Source organism: Micromonospora kangleipakensis (assembly GCF_004217615.1).
GTDB lineage: Bacteria > Actinomycetota > Actinomycetes > Mycobacteriales > Micromonosporaceae > Micromonospora > Micromonospora kangleipakensis.
This window is the reverse complement of sequence record NZ_SHLD01000001.1, coordinates 4137378-4153880: the sequence shown is the minus strand read 5'-3', so window position 1 is coordinate 4153880 and position 16503 is coordinate 4137378. Positions and strand designations below refer to the sequence as shown.

At 68.6% G+C, this 16503-nt stretch carries 10 protein-coding genes; 8 read left to right on the top strand and 2 right to left on the bottom strand.

Going from position 1 to position 16503, the window contains the following annotated elements:
• Nucleotides 1-8: 8 nt before the first annotated feature.
• The 3 genes from EV384_RS19910 to EV384_RS19900 all read left to right on the top strand — a co-directional run bounded on the left by EV384_RS19910 (nucleotide 9) and on the right by EV384_RS19900 (nucleotide 6190).
• Complete coding sequence (locus EV384_RS19910; protein WP_242624507.1) at nucleotides 9-2051, top strand: multicopper oxidase family protein; 2043 nt, start codon at nucleotides 9-11, stop codon at nucleotides 2049-2051.
• 1060 nt (nucleotides 2052-3111) lie between these two features.
• A complete protein-coding gene (locus tag EV384_RS19905) occupies nucleotides 3112-5223 on the top strand; it encodes a PQQ-dependent sugar dehydrogenase (protein WP_130335476.1) in 2112 nt (703 codons plus the stop codon).
• A gap of 19 nt (nucleotides 5224-5242) precedes the next feature.
• Nucleotides 5243-6190 carry a sugar phosphate isomerase/epimerase family protein gene (locus EV384_RS19900; RefSeq protein WP_130335474.1) on the top strand — a complete coding sequence of 316 codons (948 nt, stop codon included), beginning with the start codon at nucleotides 5243-5245 and terminating at the stop codon, nucleotides 6188-6190.
• Nucleotides 6191-6393: 203 nt separating this feature from the next.
• Here EV384_RS19900 and EV384_RS19895 read toward each other — a convergent pair whose 3' ends face one another.
• Together EV384_RS19895 and EV384_RS19890 are read right to left on the bottom strand one after the other, a co-directional pair.
• Nucleotides 6394-7884, bottom strand: coding sequence for a CoA-acylating methylmalonate-semialdehyde dehydrogenase (locus EV384_RS19895; protein ID WP_130335472.1), 1491 nt, complete (start codon nucleotides 7882-7884; stop codon nucleotides 6394-6396).
• Nucleotides 7881-9185, bottom strand: coding sequence for an aspartate aminotransferase family protein (locus EV384_RS19890; protein WP_130335471.1), 1305 nt, complete (start codon nucleotides 9183-9185; stop codon nucleotides 7881-7883). The genes EV384_RS19895 and EV384_RS19890 overlap by 4 nt, the downstream gene beginning before the upstream one ends.
• A gap of 397 nt (nucleotides 9186-9582) precedes the next feature.
• On the opposite strand from EV384_RS19890, the gene EV384_RS19885 reads away from it, so the two are divergent.
• From EV384_RS19885 to hydA, 5 genes are all read left to right on the top strand, one after another.
• On the top strand, nucleotides 9583-10845 hold the full coding sequence (locus tag EV384_RS19885; protein ID WP_207232381.1) for an RNA-guided endonuclease TnpB family protein: 1263 nt from the start codon (nucleotides 9583-9585) through the stop codon (nucleotides 10843-10845).
• A gap of 13 nt (nucleotides 10846-10858) precedes the next feature.
• Complete coding sequence (locus EV384_RS19880; RefSeq protein ID WP_130335467.1) at nucleotides 10859-12463, top strand: PucR family transcriptional regulator; 1605 nt, start codon at nucleotides 10859-10861, stop codon at nucleotides 12461-12463.
• Nucleotides 12464-12702: 239 nt separating this feature from the next.
• Entirely contained in the window at nucleotides 12703-14262 is a 1560-nt protein-coding gene (locus tag EV384_RS19875) for an NCS1 family nucleobase:cation symporter-1 (RefSeq protein ID WP_130335465.1), read from the top strand.
• Nucleotides 14259-15101: a nitrilase-related carbon-nitrogen hydrolase gene (locus tag EV384_RS19870; RefSeq protein ID WP_130335464.1), complete on the top strand. Its 843-nt coding sequence runs from the start codon at nucleotides 14259-14261 to the stop codon at nucleotides 15099-15101. The genes EV384_RS19875 and EV384_RS19870 overlap by 4 nt, the downstream gene beginning before the upstream one ends.
• Nucleotides 15098-16501, top strand: a complete 1404-nt coding sequence (gene hydA, locus EV384_RS19865; protein WP_130335462.1) for a dihydropyrimidinase — start codon at nucleotides 15098-15100, stop codon at nucleotides 16499-16501. The genes EV384_RS19870 and hydA overlap by 4 nt, the downstream gene beginning before the upstream one ends.
• Nucleotides 16502-16503 lie beyond the last annotated feature (2 nt).

Sequence of the window (16503 nt, the reverse complement as noted above, 5' to 3'; positions counted from 1 at the left end):
TGATCATCGTGGACCATGCGGTCGCGCTGCTGAGCGTCGCCGCATGGCTCACGGCCGGCGTCGCTGTGGCCTTCCGGCGCGCCCGGCTGGCGCTCGGCCTCCTCGCTGCGGCTGTGCTGGTAACCCTTGCCCGGGTGACCACGGTGGCGATGCTGGCCGGTCGGGGCTGGTGGTTCGTGCAGGAGAAGGTGTTGCTTGGCCTGCCGATGCTGGGAGCCGCCGGGTTGGCCGCCGTCCTGATCGCCGGCCCGCGGCTGCTCGCGGCGGCGAGGCGCGCGCCCGAAGCCGGGATACTCGCCAGCCGGGCGTGGGGCGACGGGATGCCGGCGAGCAGCGTGGTCTTGCTGCTCACCGCCGGGTACGCGGCCCTGGCCGGGCTCGTGGTGACCTTCCTGGCCGGGTACCCCCTGACCTGGAGCACCGCATTGATCGCCGGCTCGCTCGTCTGCGCGGCCGCACTGCTGACCGCGCGCGTCGCAGCGACGCCGGCCGACACCACCGGCGACGCCGACATCGCGCCCATACAGGCACCGGACGGAGAGCCCGGGTTCTCGCGCCGCCGGTTCATCAGCTTGGCTGGTGGAGCAGTCGTGGCGAGTACCGGCACAACCGGCGTAGGCCTGTTGTTCATGCCGGCTGAATCCGTCGCCACCGGAGGCGGTCCCGGTCGGTCGTCCAGCTCTGGAGCGGCCGTGTCGGTGGCCGACCTGCGGGGGGCCGGCGCACCGGCACCGGGCGGCACGAGGCGGCAGTACGCACTCACCGCGCAGACCGCCACCGTCCGGCTCCCGTCCGGACGTGAGATCCAGGCATGGACCTACAACGGCCAGGTACCCGGTCCGCCGATCACCGTCACCGTGGGCGATCTGATCGAGGTGACGCTGCGCAACACCGACATCGACGACGGAGTGACCCTGCACTGGCACGGCTACGACGTGCCGTGCGGTGAAGACGGCGCACCGGGCGTGACCCAGGACGTGGTGGCACCGGGCGAGGAGTTCGTCTACCACTTTCGCGCCGACCAGGTGGGGACCTACTGGTATCACACCCACCAGGCCTCGCACCGCGGAGTGCGCAAGGGGCTGTACGGGACCCTCGTCGTGACACCACGCGACACGCAGCAGGCGGACGAAGCCGCTACCGCAAAGCAGCTGGATCTGACTCTGCCGGTGCACACATTCGACGGCACCGTGGTGATCGCCGGTCAGGACGGGCGTACCGAACACACCACGCCGGCCGGTACGCCCGTGCGGTTGCGGTTGATCAACACCGACTCAGATCCACACCGGCTCGCGCTGGCCGGCACGCCCTTCCGGGTGACGGCCGTCGACGGCCGGGATCTCAACCAACCTGGCGAGGTCCGTGAGGTGGGACTTCGCCTGCCCGCGGGCGGACGGTACGACCTGGTCTTCGCCATGCCAGACACCGCGGTGGCGCTCGTTCTCGACAACGATCACGACGGCGGCGTGCGGCTGCGTCCGGATGGCGCCGCCGCCGGTGAGGATCCGGCCGTCGAGGACACCTCCGGCTGGCCGGAGCTCGACCTTCTGCATTACGGAGAGCCGGCCGTGGCGCCGTTCGATGCCAGCAAAGCCGACCGGCACTTCACGATCGTCCTGGACCGCGCGGTGGCCATGGTCGACGGTGCGCCGGCGTATGCGCAGACGGTCAACGGTCGTGGCCACCCGTCGATCCCGGATCAGCTCGTCGCCAAAGGCGACATCGTCCGGTTCACCGTGGTCAACCGGAGCCTGGAGACTCACCCCTGGCATCTGCACGGCCATCCCGTGCTGATCGTGTCCAGGGACGGTAAGCCGTCATCCGGCAGCCCGCTGTGGATGGACACGTTCGATGTCCGTCCCGGGCAGGTGTGGGAGGTGGCAATCGCGGCCACGAACCCCGGGATCTGGATGAACCATTGTCACAATCTGCCCCACGCACATCAGGGGATGATGCTGCAACTCCACTATGACGGGGTCACCACGCCATTCGGCGGCTCGCACACCTCCCACCCGGGCGGAACGGGCAGGAGTCCACGCCATGGGCACTGATCCACCGTGCCCTGCTCGACACGCCGCCCGGTGCCCGGACGATCCCAAGTCGGATCTCGTTGCCCAGGTACACCACCACAGCCGTACCGTCATCGATGCCGAACTGCGGCGGCTGGCACGCAAAGTCCCCTCCTTGCGTCGGGCGGACCTGGACGTCATCGCCGCGACCCTGGAGGAAATAGCTGAGTCCCTGCTTCTCGCTCGGCTGCGCAACGCCGCAGGACACCGCACCGCTGCTGTGGCGTCTCTCTTCGACTCCCAACGGGTCGACTCGTGACGCGTTCCCACCGGTCCGCCCCACCATGCACGAGATGTCATCGTTGCCGTGTCAGCGCGGTAGCCATGAGTTGCCGCAGTTCCGGCTGGTTCACGTCGCCGACTTGATGGATCTTGATATGCCGGTGCACCTTGCTGGCGCCCTCCATCAGGCCGGCGGGATCCGGTAGATCGGCGCTCCCGAGATGCCAAGGGTGACGTGCTTGCTGTGCCGCGCCACCACGAAGACGAGACCTTGTACCGGGGTGGCAGGGCCATGACCTGCGACCTGTGCCGGCAGGTCTCGGAGCGGGTCGGGGGCGTTGTACCAGGATGGACAGCAACTTTTCGTCAATCTGAAGGAAAGTCAGTTCTCGTCCGGTAAAAGCTATAGACATATCGACATTAGTTTTGTTAGCGTCGCCCGGGTGACGATGTGTTTCGTCGAGGTAAACCGACACGCGGTTAGCCCCTCGACGGTGGCCTCGGACGGCCCACCCGTCTGGAGGTCACGGCCTGGCGAGACATCGGCGCGCACAACGACCGCTGGCAGCCGGTCAACACCTGACTCAACATCCACCCCCCACCTCCCAGATCCTTCGCCCGTCGCGCGCAGCTGCGACGCCAACGGCAACCTGCGTAGCTGACCGCGCACCGCGCAGACCGCGCTGCTCGGCGCCGCGGTCGACGCGTCCCACCCGACGGGCGACTCAGCAGTGCCCGAACGCCCGGACCGCCCACAGAGGAGGAGAAAGCCGAACGTCCCCAACCTGCCCCGATCAGTCCTCAGCGAAAGGAGAGGCAGATGAAGAGACGACTCGCGCTCGCCGTAGCGGGCCTGACGACCACCGCCCTTGTCGCCACGCCAACCGTCTCGATGGCCGAGCCAGGCACGACAAGCGCACCCCCGGAGGCGGACTTCCAGAAGGTCACCCTCAACGACCACCCCGGCGAGCCGATGGACCTCGCCGTGCTGCCCGACAGCCGGGTGCTGCACGTGACCCGCCCCGGCGAGGTCTGGCTGCACGACCCGGCCAGTGGCCGGAACACCGTCGCCGCGACGTTGGACGTCTACCGGCACGACGAAGAGGGCCTGCAGAACGTCGCGATCGATCCCAACTTCGGCAAGGCCGGTAACAACTGGGTCTATCTGTACTACTCGCCGCCGATGAACACCCCGGTCGACGACCCGTCGACCCCGAACGTCAACGAGGGCGACGCGCCGGGCTGGGGCACCGCGGAAGACTTCGCGAAGTTCAAGGGGGCGATCCGGCTCTCCCGGTTCCGGCTGGTCAAGGACAAGCTGGACCTGTCCACGGAGCAGCAGATCATCGACGTACCGGTCGACCGGGGCATCTGCTGCCACGTCGGTGGGGACATCGTCTTCGACGCCAAGGGCAACCTGTACCTGTCCACCGGTGACGACACCAACCCGTTCGAGTCCGGCGGCTACGCTCCCATCGACGAGCGCCCCGGCCGCAACCCGGCGTACGACGCGCAGCGCACCGCGGCCAACACGAACGACCTGCGCGGCAAGGTCCTGCGCATCAAGGTCGGCGCCAACGGCGGGTACACCATCCCGGACGGGAACCTCTTCCCGGCGGGCACGGCCCGCACCCGGCCCGAGATCTACCTGATGGGCCTGCGCAACCCGTTCCGCATCGAGCTGAACCGCCAGACCGACGAGCTGTACGTCGCCGACTACTCGCCGGACGCGGGCCAGGCCGATCCGCTGCGCGGGCCAGCCGGGCACGGCAAGTGGGCGGCCGTCCGCAAGGCCGGCAACTACGGATGGCCCTACTGCGCCACCGCCGAACTGCCGTACGTCGACTACGACTTCGCCACCGGCCAGTCCGGGGCGTCGTTCAACTGCGCGGCGCCGGTCAACGAGTCGCCACACAACACCGGGCTGCGGGAGCTTCCCCCGGTGGCGCAGCCGGACGTGTGGTACGGCTACGGCCCCTCGGCGCAGTTCCCCGAGCTGGGGACCGGCGGCATCGGACCGATGGCCGGACCGGCGTACCGGTTCGTCTCTCCCACGACGCGGGGACGCGCCCCGGTGGCCTGGCCCGCGTACTACGACGGCATGCCGCTGTTCCACGAGTGGACCCGGGACTACGTGAAGGGCTTCCGGCTGAACGCCAGCGGCAGCCTGAGCGGGATTGAGCCGGTGCTCCCCTCGTTCACCTTCGACAACCCGATGGACCTGGAGTTCGGCCCGGACGGCGCGCTCTACGTGCTCGAGTACGGTGACGGCTTCTTCAGCGAGAACCCGGACGCGCAGCTGGCCCGGATCGACTACACCGGCTGGAAGGGCAACCACGCCCCGGTGCCCCAGGTCTCGGCCACGCCCACCAACGGGCTCGCGCCGCTGACCGTGACGTTCGAAAGCGTTGGCACCACGGACTACGACGGCGACCGGCTGTCGTACGCGTGGGACTTCGACAATGACGGCAAGGTCGACTCGCGCGCGGCGAACCCGACGTTCACGTACCAGGAGAACGGCCTCTTCAACGCCACCCTCAAGGTGAGCGACCCAGGAGGACTGTCGGCCGCCGCATCGGTCCGGGTCGTGGTCGGCAACGCCCAGCCCGTGGTGGAGCTGGCCAAGCCGGTCGCGGGCCAGCCCTTCACGTTCGGCGACACCGTGCAGTTCGAGGTACGGGTGACCGACGACCAGCCGGTGGACTGCTCCCGGGTCAGTGTCACCTACATCCTCGGCCACGACACGCACGGGCACCCGCAGACCACCGCCAACGGCTGCACCGGCACGATCCAGACCACCGTGCCATCCGGTCACGACCCGACGAACGACAACCTGACCGCCGTGTTCGTCGCGTCCTACACCGACCCGGGTGGGGACGGCCTGCCGTCCCTGACCGGAACGGACCAGGTCGTCCTGGTCCCCACCGCGTAGAACCACAGAAGGAGTCATCATGTGTTACGGATTCGACGGAGAAGCCGCGCTGCGGCAGTCCGTCATTGACCGACGGAGTCTGCTGCGCGGTTCCTTGGCGGCGCTCGCCGGTGTCGGGCTCGCGTCGTCGGGGATCGCCGCAACGGGTGCGGCGGCTACCACCCGTGCCACCGGGCGGAGCCACGTGCCCCCGGGCCTGATCAGCATTCAGTTGTGGACGGTACGCGACGCGCTGTGGGGCCCGCCCGGGTACGACGCGACCCTCACCCACCTCGCCCAGATCGGCTATCCGAAGGTGGAGCTGGCGCTCGGCTACTTCGGGCGTACCGCCGCCCAGCTGCGCCAGTTCCTGGACAGCATCGGCATCAAGGCCAGCTCCAGCCACGACGGGATCAGCGGTGACGCCGCCGGGCTGGAGGAGAAGATCCAGAACGCGGTCACCCTGGGCCAGTCGTTCATGGTGGTGCCGTACCTGAACTCCGACCGCGAGGACGACTGGAAGCGCTGGGCGGAACAGATGAACGTCGAGGCCGCGGCGGCGGCCGCTGCCGGCCTGCGCTACGGCTACCACAACCACGCCCACGAGTTCACCATCGACCTCGGCGGTGGCAGGCGCCCCTGGGACGTGCTGACCGAGGAGCTCGATCCCCAGCTCGTACACCTGGAGGTCGACCTCTACTGGGCCGTCACCGGCGGCATCAACTCGGGCGATGGAGTGGCCGACCCCGAGGGCTTCGCGCTGGACGTCATCCGCTCCGCGCCGCAGCGTGTCCTGCAGTACCACGTCAAGGACCGGCACGCGTCCGACGGCGACATGGCCGACCTCGGCACCGGGATGATCGATTTTGCCCGGATCTTCCAGGAGCACTCGGTGCTCGAGTACATCGTCGAGAACGACACCCCCGATGTGACACCGCAGCAGACGGCCGAGGTCGGCTACCGCTACCTGCGCAAGCTGCGGTTCTGACGAACCTCGGCAGGCCCGTTCCCTCGTAGCAGGGAGCAGTGCTCCCTGCCACGTACGACCTCGGGCCCGAGTCGGAGCGGGCGGCCGAGCACTGGCTGTACGACCTCGTACACCTGCTCGGCCGCCCGGCCGATGGGCATACCCGAGAAGTGGGTTCAGACGGCTGGGCTGGGCAGGTTCAAGACCGGCTCCGCTTCCGGTGCTCAGGTGTTCTGTGGGAAGCCGAGGTTCACTCCGCCGTGCGACGGGTCGAGCCACCGACTGGTGACCACCTTGGATCTGACAAAGAAGCTCACCCCCTCCGGCCCGTACGCGTGAGCGTCACCGAACAGTGAGTCCTTCCAGCCCCCGAAGGAGTAGTACGACACCGGGACCGGGATCGCGACGTTCACCCCGACCATGCCAATCTCGACCTCATTCTGGTACCGGCGGGCCGCACCGCCGTCGTTGGTGAAGATTGCCGTGCCGTTGCCGTACCGATTGGCGTTCACAAGCTCGACGGCGGCGTCGTAGCTGGGCACCCGCAGCACCGAGAGCACCGGTCCGAAGATCTCGTCGGTGTAGATGGACATATCGGTGCCGACGTGGTCGAAGAGGGTCGGTCCGAGCCAGAAGCCGGCTTGCTCACCGTCGATCGGGTGGCTCCGCCCGTCGACCACCAGCTGCGCCCCCGCGGACCGACCAGCGTCCAGGTATGACATCACCCGGTCGCGGTGAGCACCGGTGACCAGCGGCCCCATCTCGCAGCCCGGGCGGCGGCCGTCGCCGACATGCAGTGCGGCGATCCGCTCGCTGATCTTGCCGACCAGCTCGTCACCGACGGGGTCGACGGCCACAACGGCGGAGATGGCCATGCAGCGCTCGCCGGCCGAGCCGAAGCCGGCCGAGACGGCGGCGTCGGCGGCGAGGTCGAGGTCGGCGTCGGGCAGTACCACCATGTGGTTCTTCGCGCCGCCGAGCGCCTGCACCCGCTTTCCGTGGTGGGTGCCCGTCTGGTAGACGTAGCGGGCAACCGGGGTGGAGCCCACGAACGAGATGGCCTTGACGCTGGGATGCTCGAGAATCCGGTCGACCGCTTCCTTGTCGCCGTGCACGACGTTGAGGACACCGTCCGGTAGCCCGGCCTCCGCGAACAGTTCCGCCAGGAAGTTCGACGCGGACGGGTCCTTCTCGCTCGGCTTGAGCACCACTGTGTTGCCGCACGCGATGGCGTTCGGCACGAACCACAGCGGCACCATGGCCGGGAAGTTGAAGGGGGAGATCACCCCGACCACGCCGAGCGGCTGGCGGATGGAGTACACGTCCACCTGGGTCGAGGCGTTCTCGCTGAACCCGCCCTTCACCAGTTGCGGGATGCCGCAGGCGAATTCGACGTTCTCCAGCGCACGCTGGATCTCCCCCGCCGCGTCGGAGAGCACCTTGCCGTGCTCGGCGGTGATGATTTCGGCGAGGTCGGACCGGCGGGCGTTGAGCAGTTCCCGGAAGGAGAACATCACGCTCGTGCGCCGAGCGAGGGATGCGGTGCGCCATCGGGAGAATGCCTCGCGGGCGGCGGCGACCGCCTCGTCGACGACCGCGGCGGTTGCGAAATCGACCTGTCCGGCGATCTGGCCGGTGGCGGGGTCATAGATGTCACCGGTGCGCTCGGGGACACCGTTCCATGGCTTGCCGCCGATCCAATGGGTTGTCCTCATTGCTGCTGCACCTCCTTGGCCACGGCCTCGATCGACTGGGTGAGGATCTCAAGCGCCTCCTCCGTCTCGGCCCGGGTCAGGGTCATCGGCGGCGCCAGCCGGATGACGTTGCCGTACAGGCCGCCCTTGCCGACGAGCAACCCTCGTTCACGCGTTTCCTCGAGCAGGGCGGCGGCGGCCGCCGGGTTGGGCGCGCCGTCGGGTCCGACGAACTCCAGCGCGATCATCAGGCCCTTGCCGCGTACGTCGCCGACCACGGGATGCGCCGCGGCGACGGCGCGCAGGCCGTCGAGCAGGCGGCTGCCCAGCTTCGCGGCGTTGGCCTGGAGGTCGTGCTCCAGCAGATAGTTCAGCGAGGCGAGAGCGCCGGCGGTGACGAGCGGGTTGCCACCGAAGGTGGAGATGGAGTTGGCCCGCAGGCAGTCCATCAGGTCAGGACGGGCGACCACGCCGCCGATCGCGAGGCCGTTGCCCAGGCCCTTGGCGAAGGTGATCGCATCGGGCACGACGTCGTGCGCCTGGATCCCCCAGAAGTGCTCGCCGGTGCGGCCCCAGCCGGTCTGCACCTCGTCGGAGACGAGGAGGATGCCGTACTCGTCGAGCACCTTCTTGAACTCGCCGAACAACCCGTCCGGCGGGGTGGCGAAGCCACCGACCCCCTGGATCGGCTCAACGATCATGCACGCGACGTCTCCCGCCGTCGTCGTTTCGATGATCTCGCGCAGGTCGGCCACGCAGGCCTTGATGTAGTCCGCGTCGGACAGATCCCGGAACGGGCTGCGGTAGCGGTAGCCGCCGTGCACCCAGCTCACCTTGATCGGGCTGAGGGCGCTGGCCGACCACCCGCGGATGCCGGTGATCGCGACGGTGGCGAATGCGCGGCCGTGGTACGAGTTGCGTAGTGCGAGCACCTGCTCGCTGCGCCGGTGCTGGGTGGCGAGCATCAGCGCCGTCTCGTTCGCCTCGGTGCCCGAGTTGGTGAAGAACACCTTGGCGTCCGGGATGGCAGACAGTTTCGCGATCTTCTCCGCGAGCTCGACCTGCGACTTGATCAAGTACAGCGTGGAGGAGTGCAGCACGCCGGTATCGACCTGCGACCGGACCGCGTCGCTGATCTCGGCCACGTCGTAGCCGATTGCGTTGGTGAGAATGCCGGCGAAGAAGTCGAGGTAGGTCCGTCCCTCGCGATCGGTCACCCGGCGGCCCTGCGCGCTGGCGATCTCGATCGGCTGCTCGTAGTACAGCGCCAGCCATTTCGGCATCACGGACCGGTGTCTGGCCAGCAGCTCGCGGTGCGCCATCGCGCCCTCCCTATCTCGTCCGTACGGCGAGTGTGGCGGCAATCGTTGTCCAACCGCTATGCACAACCTGTGCCGCTCTGGGGGCAATGCCATTACGTTGTGTGCAATCTCGCAGTAGGGACAGACGACGAGCCGTCAGCTTCCTCCTAGCCATCGTGGGCACCTTCTCGGGCTGGCTGGACGGGCTGCGACTCTCTGTGGGGGGAACTGAGGGGGCGGACCTGACCGTGGAGGCCGACCAGTGAAGGTCACCCGGATCGCGTACTCGGTGCGGCTGAATCCGGGCAAGTGCGCTGCCCTGGCCGAGCAGGCCCGCCGGCTGGGTCGGGTGCGCAGTGAGGTGTGGCAGCGGTACGGGTCGATCGCCGGGGTCGGGTCCGGGCTGACAGACCGGCAGGTGCGGGACCGCTGGCTGGCCGACGGCACGCACCTCCAGTTCGGGGTGCTGGCGAACGCGTGGAAGGAAACCGTCCGCGACGCCATGGCCGACATCGCGGCGAACCTCGAGGGGGCCAAAGTGCAGGTCCGGCGGGCGGTCACCCAACGCACCGACGATCCGGCCGAGCGCAAGCGGATGTTCACCGCCCTGAAGGCCGACCAGTGGGCTGGGGACCCGTTCCTGGCTCGGCAGATGCGCAAGCACTGGAAGCGCGGCCGCAACCACACGCTCAATCAGATCGTCGTGCGCGCCGACAAGCACCACGCCATCACCGACGCGCGCGGCCGATTGTGGCTGGCGGTCCCCGGGCTCGAACGCCGCAAGATGGTCAGGATCCCGCTGTCCACGACTGCCGTCCCGACGGGCACGCTGCGGCTGATCCTGCGCGGCGGCCGGGTGGAAGTGCACTACCAGATCGACGCGTCGCAGATGCGGTCGTCGCAGCGGCCCTGCGGGCAGCGGACGATCGGCGTGGACAAGGGCTACACCGAAGCCCTCACCGACTCCGACGGCCAGCCCCACGGTGTACGGCTCGGCATGCTGCTGGCCAGCGAGTCGGATCGTTTGAAGGAACGTAACCGGCGTCGGGCGAAGCTGCGCTCGATAGCCAACAACGCAGCCTTGCGCGGTGACCACGCGAAAGCACACCGGATCAAAACCAACAACCTCGGCACGGTCAAGCGGGACCGGCAGGCCGCCCGCCACCGCGCCAAGATGCGCACTGAGATCTTCACCGCCGTGCACCGGGTCGTAGACGAGGCCGCCACGGTGATCGCCGAGGACCTCACCAAACGCTTCGCCGGACGCAAGACGCTCGGCAAGAACATGAACCGACGCCTCGCCGCGTGGACCAAAGGGGTCACCGCCGAGGCCTTAAGAAACGTGTCGGAGCGCAGAGGTTCTGCGCTCGTGCCCGTCAACGCCGCCTACACCTCACAAACCTGTCACCGCTGCGGCGCCTTCGGTCGACGCAGCGGGGACCGGTTTCACTGCACTCCGTGCGGGGTGGTGTGGCAGGCCGACGTGAACGCCGCGATCAACATCCTGCACCGAGCCGGCGACCCCGACATCGCCCTGCACACCCCACACCACACGGTGAAGCAGATCCTGCAGGACCGGACCGATCGCCACCGGACCAGACTGCCGGTCCAGGACTCCAGCCCGGCCATCGCCGAGCGGAGAGCGAACCATCCGAACCGCTCAACAACGAGCAACCAGTAGGAAGCAGGCAGCGATGTACCCCTCCGTCGCAGAAGCCATCGCGTTGCCGGTGATCCGGCGCGCGAAGCCGCAGGTGGTGGCCGGATCGGCCGGCATGCAGGGCCGCGTCCGCTGGGTCCACGTGGCGGAGGTCGCCGACATCGCGCACCTGCTCCGCGGCGGAGAACTGGTGCTGACCACCGGAATCGCGCTGCCGGACGAGGCGGCGGCGCTCACGAGGTATGTGGACGACCTGGCCGCGGTCCGGGCGGCGGGACTGGTGATCGAGTTGGTCCGGCGGTGGAGTGACCACCTACCAGAGGCGCTCGTGGCAGCGGCCGACCGGCACCGGCTCCCACTGATCACGCTGGCGGAGGAGACGCGGTTCGTGTCCGTCACCGAGGCGGTGGTGGCGTTGATCGTCGATGCGCAGCTCGCCGAGCTGCGGGCTGCCGAGCAGGTGCACGAGACGTTCACGTCGCTCACCGTGGCTGGGGCGGAGCCGGCCGAGGTGCTGCGCGAGGTGGCCAGGATTTCCGGACTGCCGGTGGTGCTGGAGACGCTGGGGCACGAGGTGCTCGCGTACGACGCGGCCGGGCAGAGTCCCACCGAGCTGCTGGCCGACTGGGGTCAGCGGTCCCGGTCGCTGGCCTCGCCGGAGCGGACCGCCTACGACGAGGAGGCCGGCTGGTTGGTCACGATGGTCGGCGCGCAGGGCGCCGACTGGGGGCGCCTGGTCCTGCTCTCGCCGGCTCCTCCGCCGCACCGGCACGTGGTGGTCGCGGAGCGGGCCGCGTCGGCGCTGGCGGTGCATCGGCTCGTGGCGCGCGATCGGGAGAGTCTGGAGCGGCAGACCCACCGGATGCTGCTCGCGCAGCTGCTCGGTCAGGCGGTACCGCCCCCGGATCTGGCCGCCCGGGCGGCCGCGCTGGGCGTTGGCGTCGAGCGGCGGCAGCTGGTCGGGGTCGCGATCCGGCCCGCGACCGTGACGCCGCGCGCCCCTGCGCTGGCCACCCAGGAGGTGTTGCGCGACCTCGCGGAGGCGACCGCGTTGGCCGCGCGGCGGGTGGCCGTGCCCGCCCTGGTGGGCATCGTGGACGACACGAGCGTTCGGGCGTTGTTGTCGCTGCCCGCGCAGGCCGGGGTCGACGCGGTACTGCGCCGGTTGGCCAGGGAGGTGCATCGCTCCGCGTCCGGTCCGGTGCTGGTGGCGGTCGGCACCACGGTGTCCCACGTCGCCGAGGTGCGCCGCAGCCTGGGCGAGGCCGCCCACGTGGCGGGGGCGGCCCTACGCTCCCCCGGCGCCCAGCTCTACCACAAGCTGGACAATGTGCGCCTGCGCGGCCTCCTACATCTGTTGCGCGACGACGAGCGGGTCCGGGCATTCGCGGACCGCGAGTTGGGTCCGCTGTTGGCGCGGGACGCCAACCAGCGCACCCGGCTCGTGGAGCTGCTGCGCTGCTTCTGCGAGCAGGGCGGGAACAAGTCGGCGGCGGCCGCCGCCGCGCACCTGTCGCGTACGGCCTACTACCAGCAGCTGTCGCGGATCGCGCAGGTGCTCGGGGTGTCGCTGGAGGATCCGGAGTCGATGCTGTCGCTGTACGTCGCGCTTCTGGTGCACGAACTCGACGACGCCTGACCGGTCAAGGGGCCAGCAGGAGGCCCCAATCCATCCGCCGCGCCGATTGACAGCTCGGTGCGGGCATGCCGTGGACAGAGTGTGCCCCGATCATGCCAAGCGTGGACACTTTGCCGCTGCCGTGGCGGGTCCGGGACACCCACCATTCCGAGATAAAGATCGAGCTGATCCACCCCCACCCGCAGCACCCGCGCCGGTTGGCCGGCCACTGTTGCGGCAGCGTAACAGCGAGGTGAGCGATGGCCGTTGAACCCCTGCCCCCCGCCGAAACCACCGCGGTCGAGCCGGGCACACAGATCACCCATCCGGATGGCCGAGTCGAGCTGCGTGACTTCTCCACGATCGCCGACAGCCCGTACTTCAACGAAGAGCTCGCCCCCGTACCCATCGAGAAGCGCACCTGGACCACGTACAACTTCGCGGCGCTGTGGATCGGGATGGCGCACAACATCCCCACCTATCTGCTCGCCGCCGGGCTCATCCAGCTCGGCATGAACTGGGTGCAGGCGTTCCTCACGATCACGCTCGGTAATCTGCTCGTCCTGATCCCGATGCTGTTGAACAGCCACGCGGGCACGAAGTACGGCGTCCCGTTCCCGGTCTTCGCCCGCGCGTTCTACGGTGTGCGCGGCGCCAACCTCGTGGCCCTGCTACGCGCCTTCATCGCCTGCGGCTGGTTCGGTATCCAGACCTGGATCGGCGGCGAGGCGATCTACGCGATCACCGGCAAACTGCTGGGTTCCTGGTGGGTCGACGCGGCGCACGTCATGGACTACCCGTGGACGCTGTGGGCGTCGTTCTTCCTGTTCTGGCTGATCGAGATGGCGATCATCTGGCGGGGCATGGACACGCTGCGGCGCTTCGAGAACTGGGCGGCGCCGTTCGTCATCGTGGTCGCCGTCGCCCTGCTGATCTGGGTGCTGGTCGAAGCGGGTGGGCTCGGCCCGATCCTGTCCCAGCCGTCGAAGTTGGGCTGGGGCGTCGACTTCTGGAAGTTGTTCGCGCCGTCACTGATGGCGATGATCGCGTTCTGGGCGACCCTCTCGCTGAACATCCCCGATTTCACCCGGTTCGGCGGCAGCCAGCGGCAGCAGGCGTACGGCCAGATCCTCGGTCTACCCACCACAATGTCGTTCTTCGCCCTCCTGTCGATCATGATCACCTCGGGCACGGCCGTGATCTACGGCGAGGCGATCTGGGACCCCATCCAGCTCGCGGCCAAGTTCGAGAACCCGCTGGTCGTCGCGCTCGGCCTGTTCACGGTCGTGGTCGCGACGCTGTCGGTGAACGTCGCCGCGAACACGGTCAGCCCGGCGTACGACTTCTCCAACGCCGCACCCCGACTGGTCAACTTCCGGACCGGCGGCCTCATAGCCGGCGTGCTCGGCATCCTGATCCAACCGTGGCGCCTGGTGCAGGACCCCAACATCTACATCTTCGTCTGGCTCGGGTTCTACGGCGGCCTGCTCGGCGCCGTCGCCGGCGTACTCATCGCCGGCTACTGGGTCCGCAACCGCACCCGCCTCCAACTGCCCGCCCTCTACCGCCCCGAGGGCAGGTACTGGTTCTCCGGCGGCTGGAACTGGGCAGCGGTCCTCGCCACCGCCGTCGGCGCGGTCCTCGCCGTGGGAGGCGCCTACTCCGCTCCCGGCAAGGGGCCGTTCCCCGAGGACGGACTCATCCCGTTCCTCAAGCCGCTCTACGACTACAGCTGGGTGGCCGGTCTGATCGGCGGGTTCGTCGTCTACCTGGCGTTGTCGCAGCCGCGCGCCAGCCACGCAAAGGGGGAAAGCAGATGAGCAACATCATCCGGGCGGGGCTGGTGCAGCAGAAGTGGACCGGCGACAAGGAGTCCATGATCGCCAACGCGGTCGACGCCATCCGCAGGGCCGCGTCGCAGGGCGCACAGGTCGTCTGCCTGCAGGAGCTGTTCTACGGCCCGTACTTCTGCCAGATCCAGGACGCCGACTACTACTCGTACACCGAGGCGATCCCGGACGGACCGACGACCGCGCTGATGCGCGAGGTCGCCGAGCAGCACGGCGTGGTGCTGATCGTGCCGATGTACGAGCAGGAACAACCGGGCGTCTACTACAACACCGCCGCCGTGATCGATGCCGACGGTACCTACCTGGGTAAGCACCGCAAGAACCACATTCCGCAGGTGAAGGGGTTCTGGGAGAAGTTCTACTTCAGGCCGGGAAACCTCGGCTACCCGGTGTTCGACACCGCGGTGGGCCGCATCGGCGTCTACATCTGCTACGAGCGGCACTTCCCCGAGGGCTGGCGGGCACTTGGGTTGGCCGGCGCCAAGATCGTCTTCAACCCCTCCGCCACGAGCCGCGGCCTGTCCGAGTACCTCTGGCGGCTCGAGCAGCCCGCCGCCGCGGTCGCCAACGAGTACTACGTCGGCACGATCAACCGCGTCGGGGTGGAGCCGTTGGGCGACAACGACTTCTACGGTCAGTCGTACTTCGTCGACCCGCGCGGGCAGATGATCGGCGACGCCGCGTCGGACACGGAGGAAGAGGTCGTCGTCCGCGACCTTGACATGGACAAGCTGGCCGAGGTCCGCGACCTGTGGGCGTTCTACCGCGACCGCCGGCCCGACACGTACGAATCCCTGGTGAAGCCATGAGCATCGTCATCCGGAACGGAACAGTCGTCAACGCCACCGGGGCGTACCCGGCGGACGTGCTGGTGGAGGGCGAGCGGATCGCCGCGCTCGCCGCGCCGGACTCAGGTCTGTCTGAGCGGTGGGCGTCCGGCGCCGAGCACGTGATCGACGCCGCCGGGAAGTACGTGGTGCCGGGCGGCATCGACGGCCACACCCACATGGAGATGCCGTTCGGCGGCACGTTCTCGGCGGACACGTTCGAGACCGGCACGATCGCGGCAGCCTGGGGCGGCACGACGACCATCGTCGACTTCGCCGTCCAGGCCAAAGGAACGTCCCTGCTGTCCGCGCTGGACAAATGGCACAGCAAGGCCGACGGCAACTGCGCGATCGACTACGCGTTCCACATGATCGTCTCGGACGTCAACGACACGTCGCTCAAGGAGATGGAGTCCTGCATCGACGCGGGCGTCAACACGTTCAAGATGTTCATGGCCTATCCGGGTGTCTTCTACGCCACCGACGGGGAGATCCTGCGGGCGATGCAGAAGGCCCGGGACACCGGCTCGATGATCATGATGCACGCGGAGAACGGCATCGCCATCGACCAACTCGTCGCGCAGGCACTCGCGAGCCAGCGCACCGACCCCGTACAGCACGGCCTGACCCGGCCGCCCGAACTGGAAGGCGAGGCCACCTCGCGGGCGATCGCCCTGGCCAAGGTCACCGGCGCCCCGCTGTACATCGTCCACCTGTCCGCCGCGCACGCCCTGGACGCGGTCACCCAGGCCCGCGACACCGGGCAGAACGTGTTCGCCGAAACCTGCCCGCAGTACCTCTTCCTGTCCTTGGACGATCTGGCCAAGCCCGACTTCGAGGGCGCGAAGTACGTCGCCTCTCCCCCGCTACGCCCGAAGGAGCACCAGGCGGAACTGTGGCGGGGCCTGCGCACCAACGACCTGTCGCTGGTGTCCACCGACCACTGCCCCTTCTGCTTCAAGGACCAGAAGGAGCTGGGCCGCGGAGACTTCTCCAAGATTCCGAACGGGATGCCGGGTGTCGAGCACCGGATGGACCTGCTCTATCAGGGCGTCGTGAAAGGCGAGATCACCCTGCCGCGCTGGGTGGAGATCAGCTCGACCACGCCCGCCAGGATGTTCGGCCTCTACCCGCGCAAGGGCGTCATCGCCCCTGGCGCGGACGCGGACATCACGGTGTACGACCCGACGGCCCGGCAAACCATCTCCGCCAGCACGCACCACATGAACGTGGACTATTCCGCCTACGAGGGCATGGAGCTGACCGGGAAGGTTTCCACCGTGCTGTCCCGTGGTCGGGTCGTCGTCGACGACAACGCCTTCCACGGCGCGGCCGGGCACGGCACGTTCCTGAAGCGCGAACTCAGTCAATACCTGATCTGACA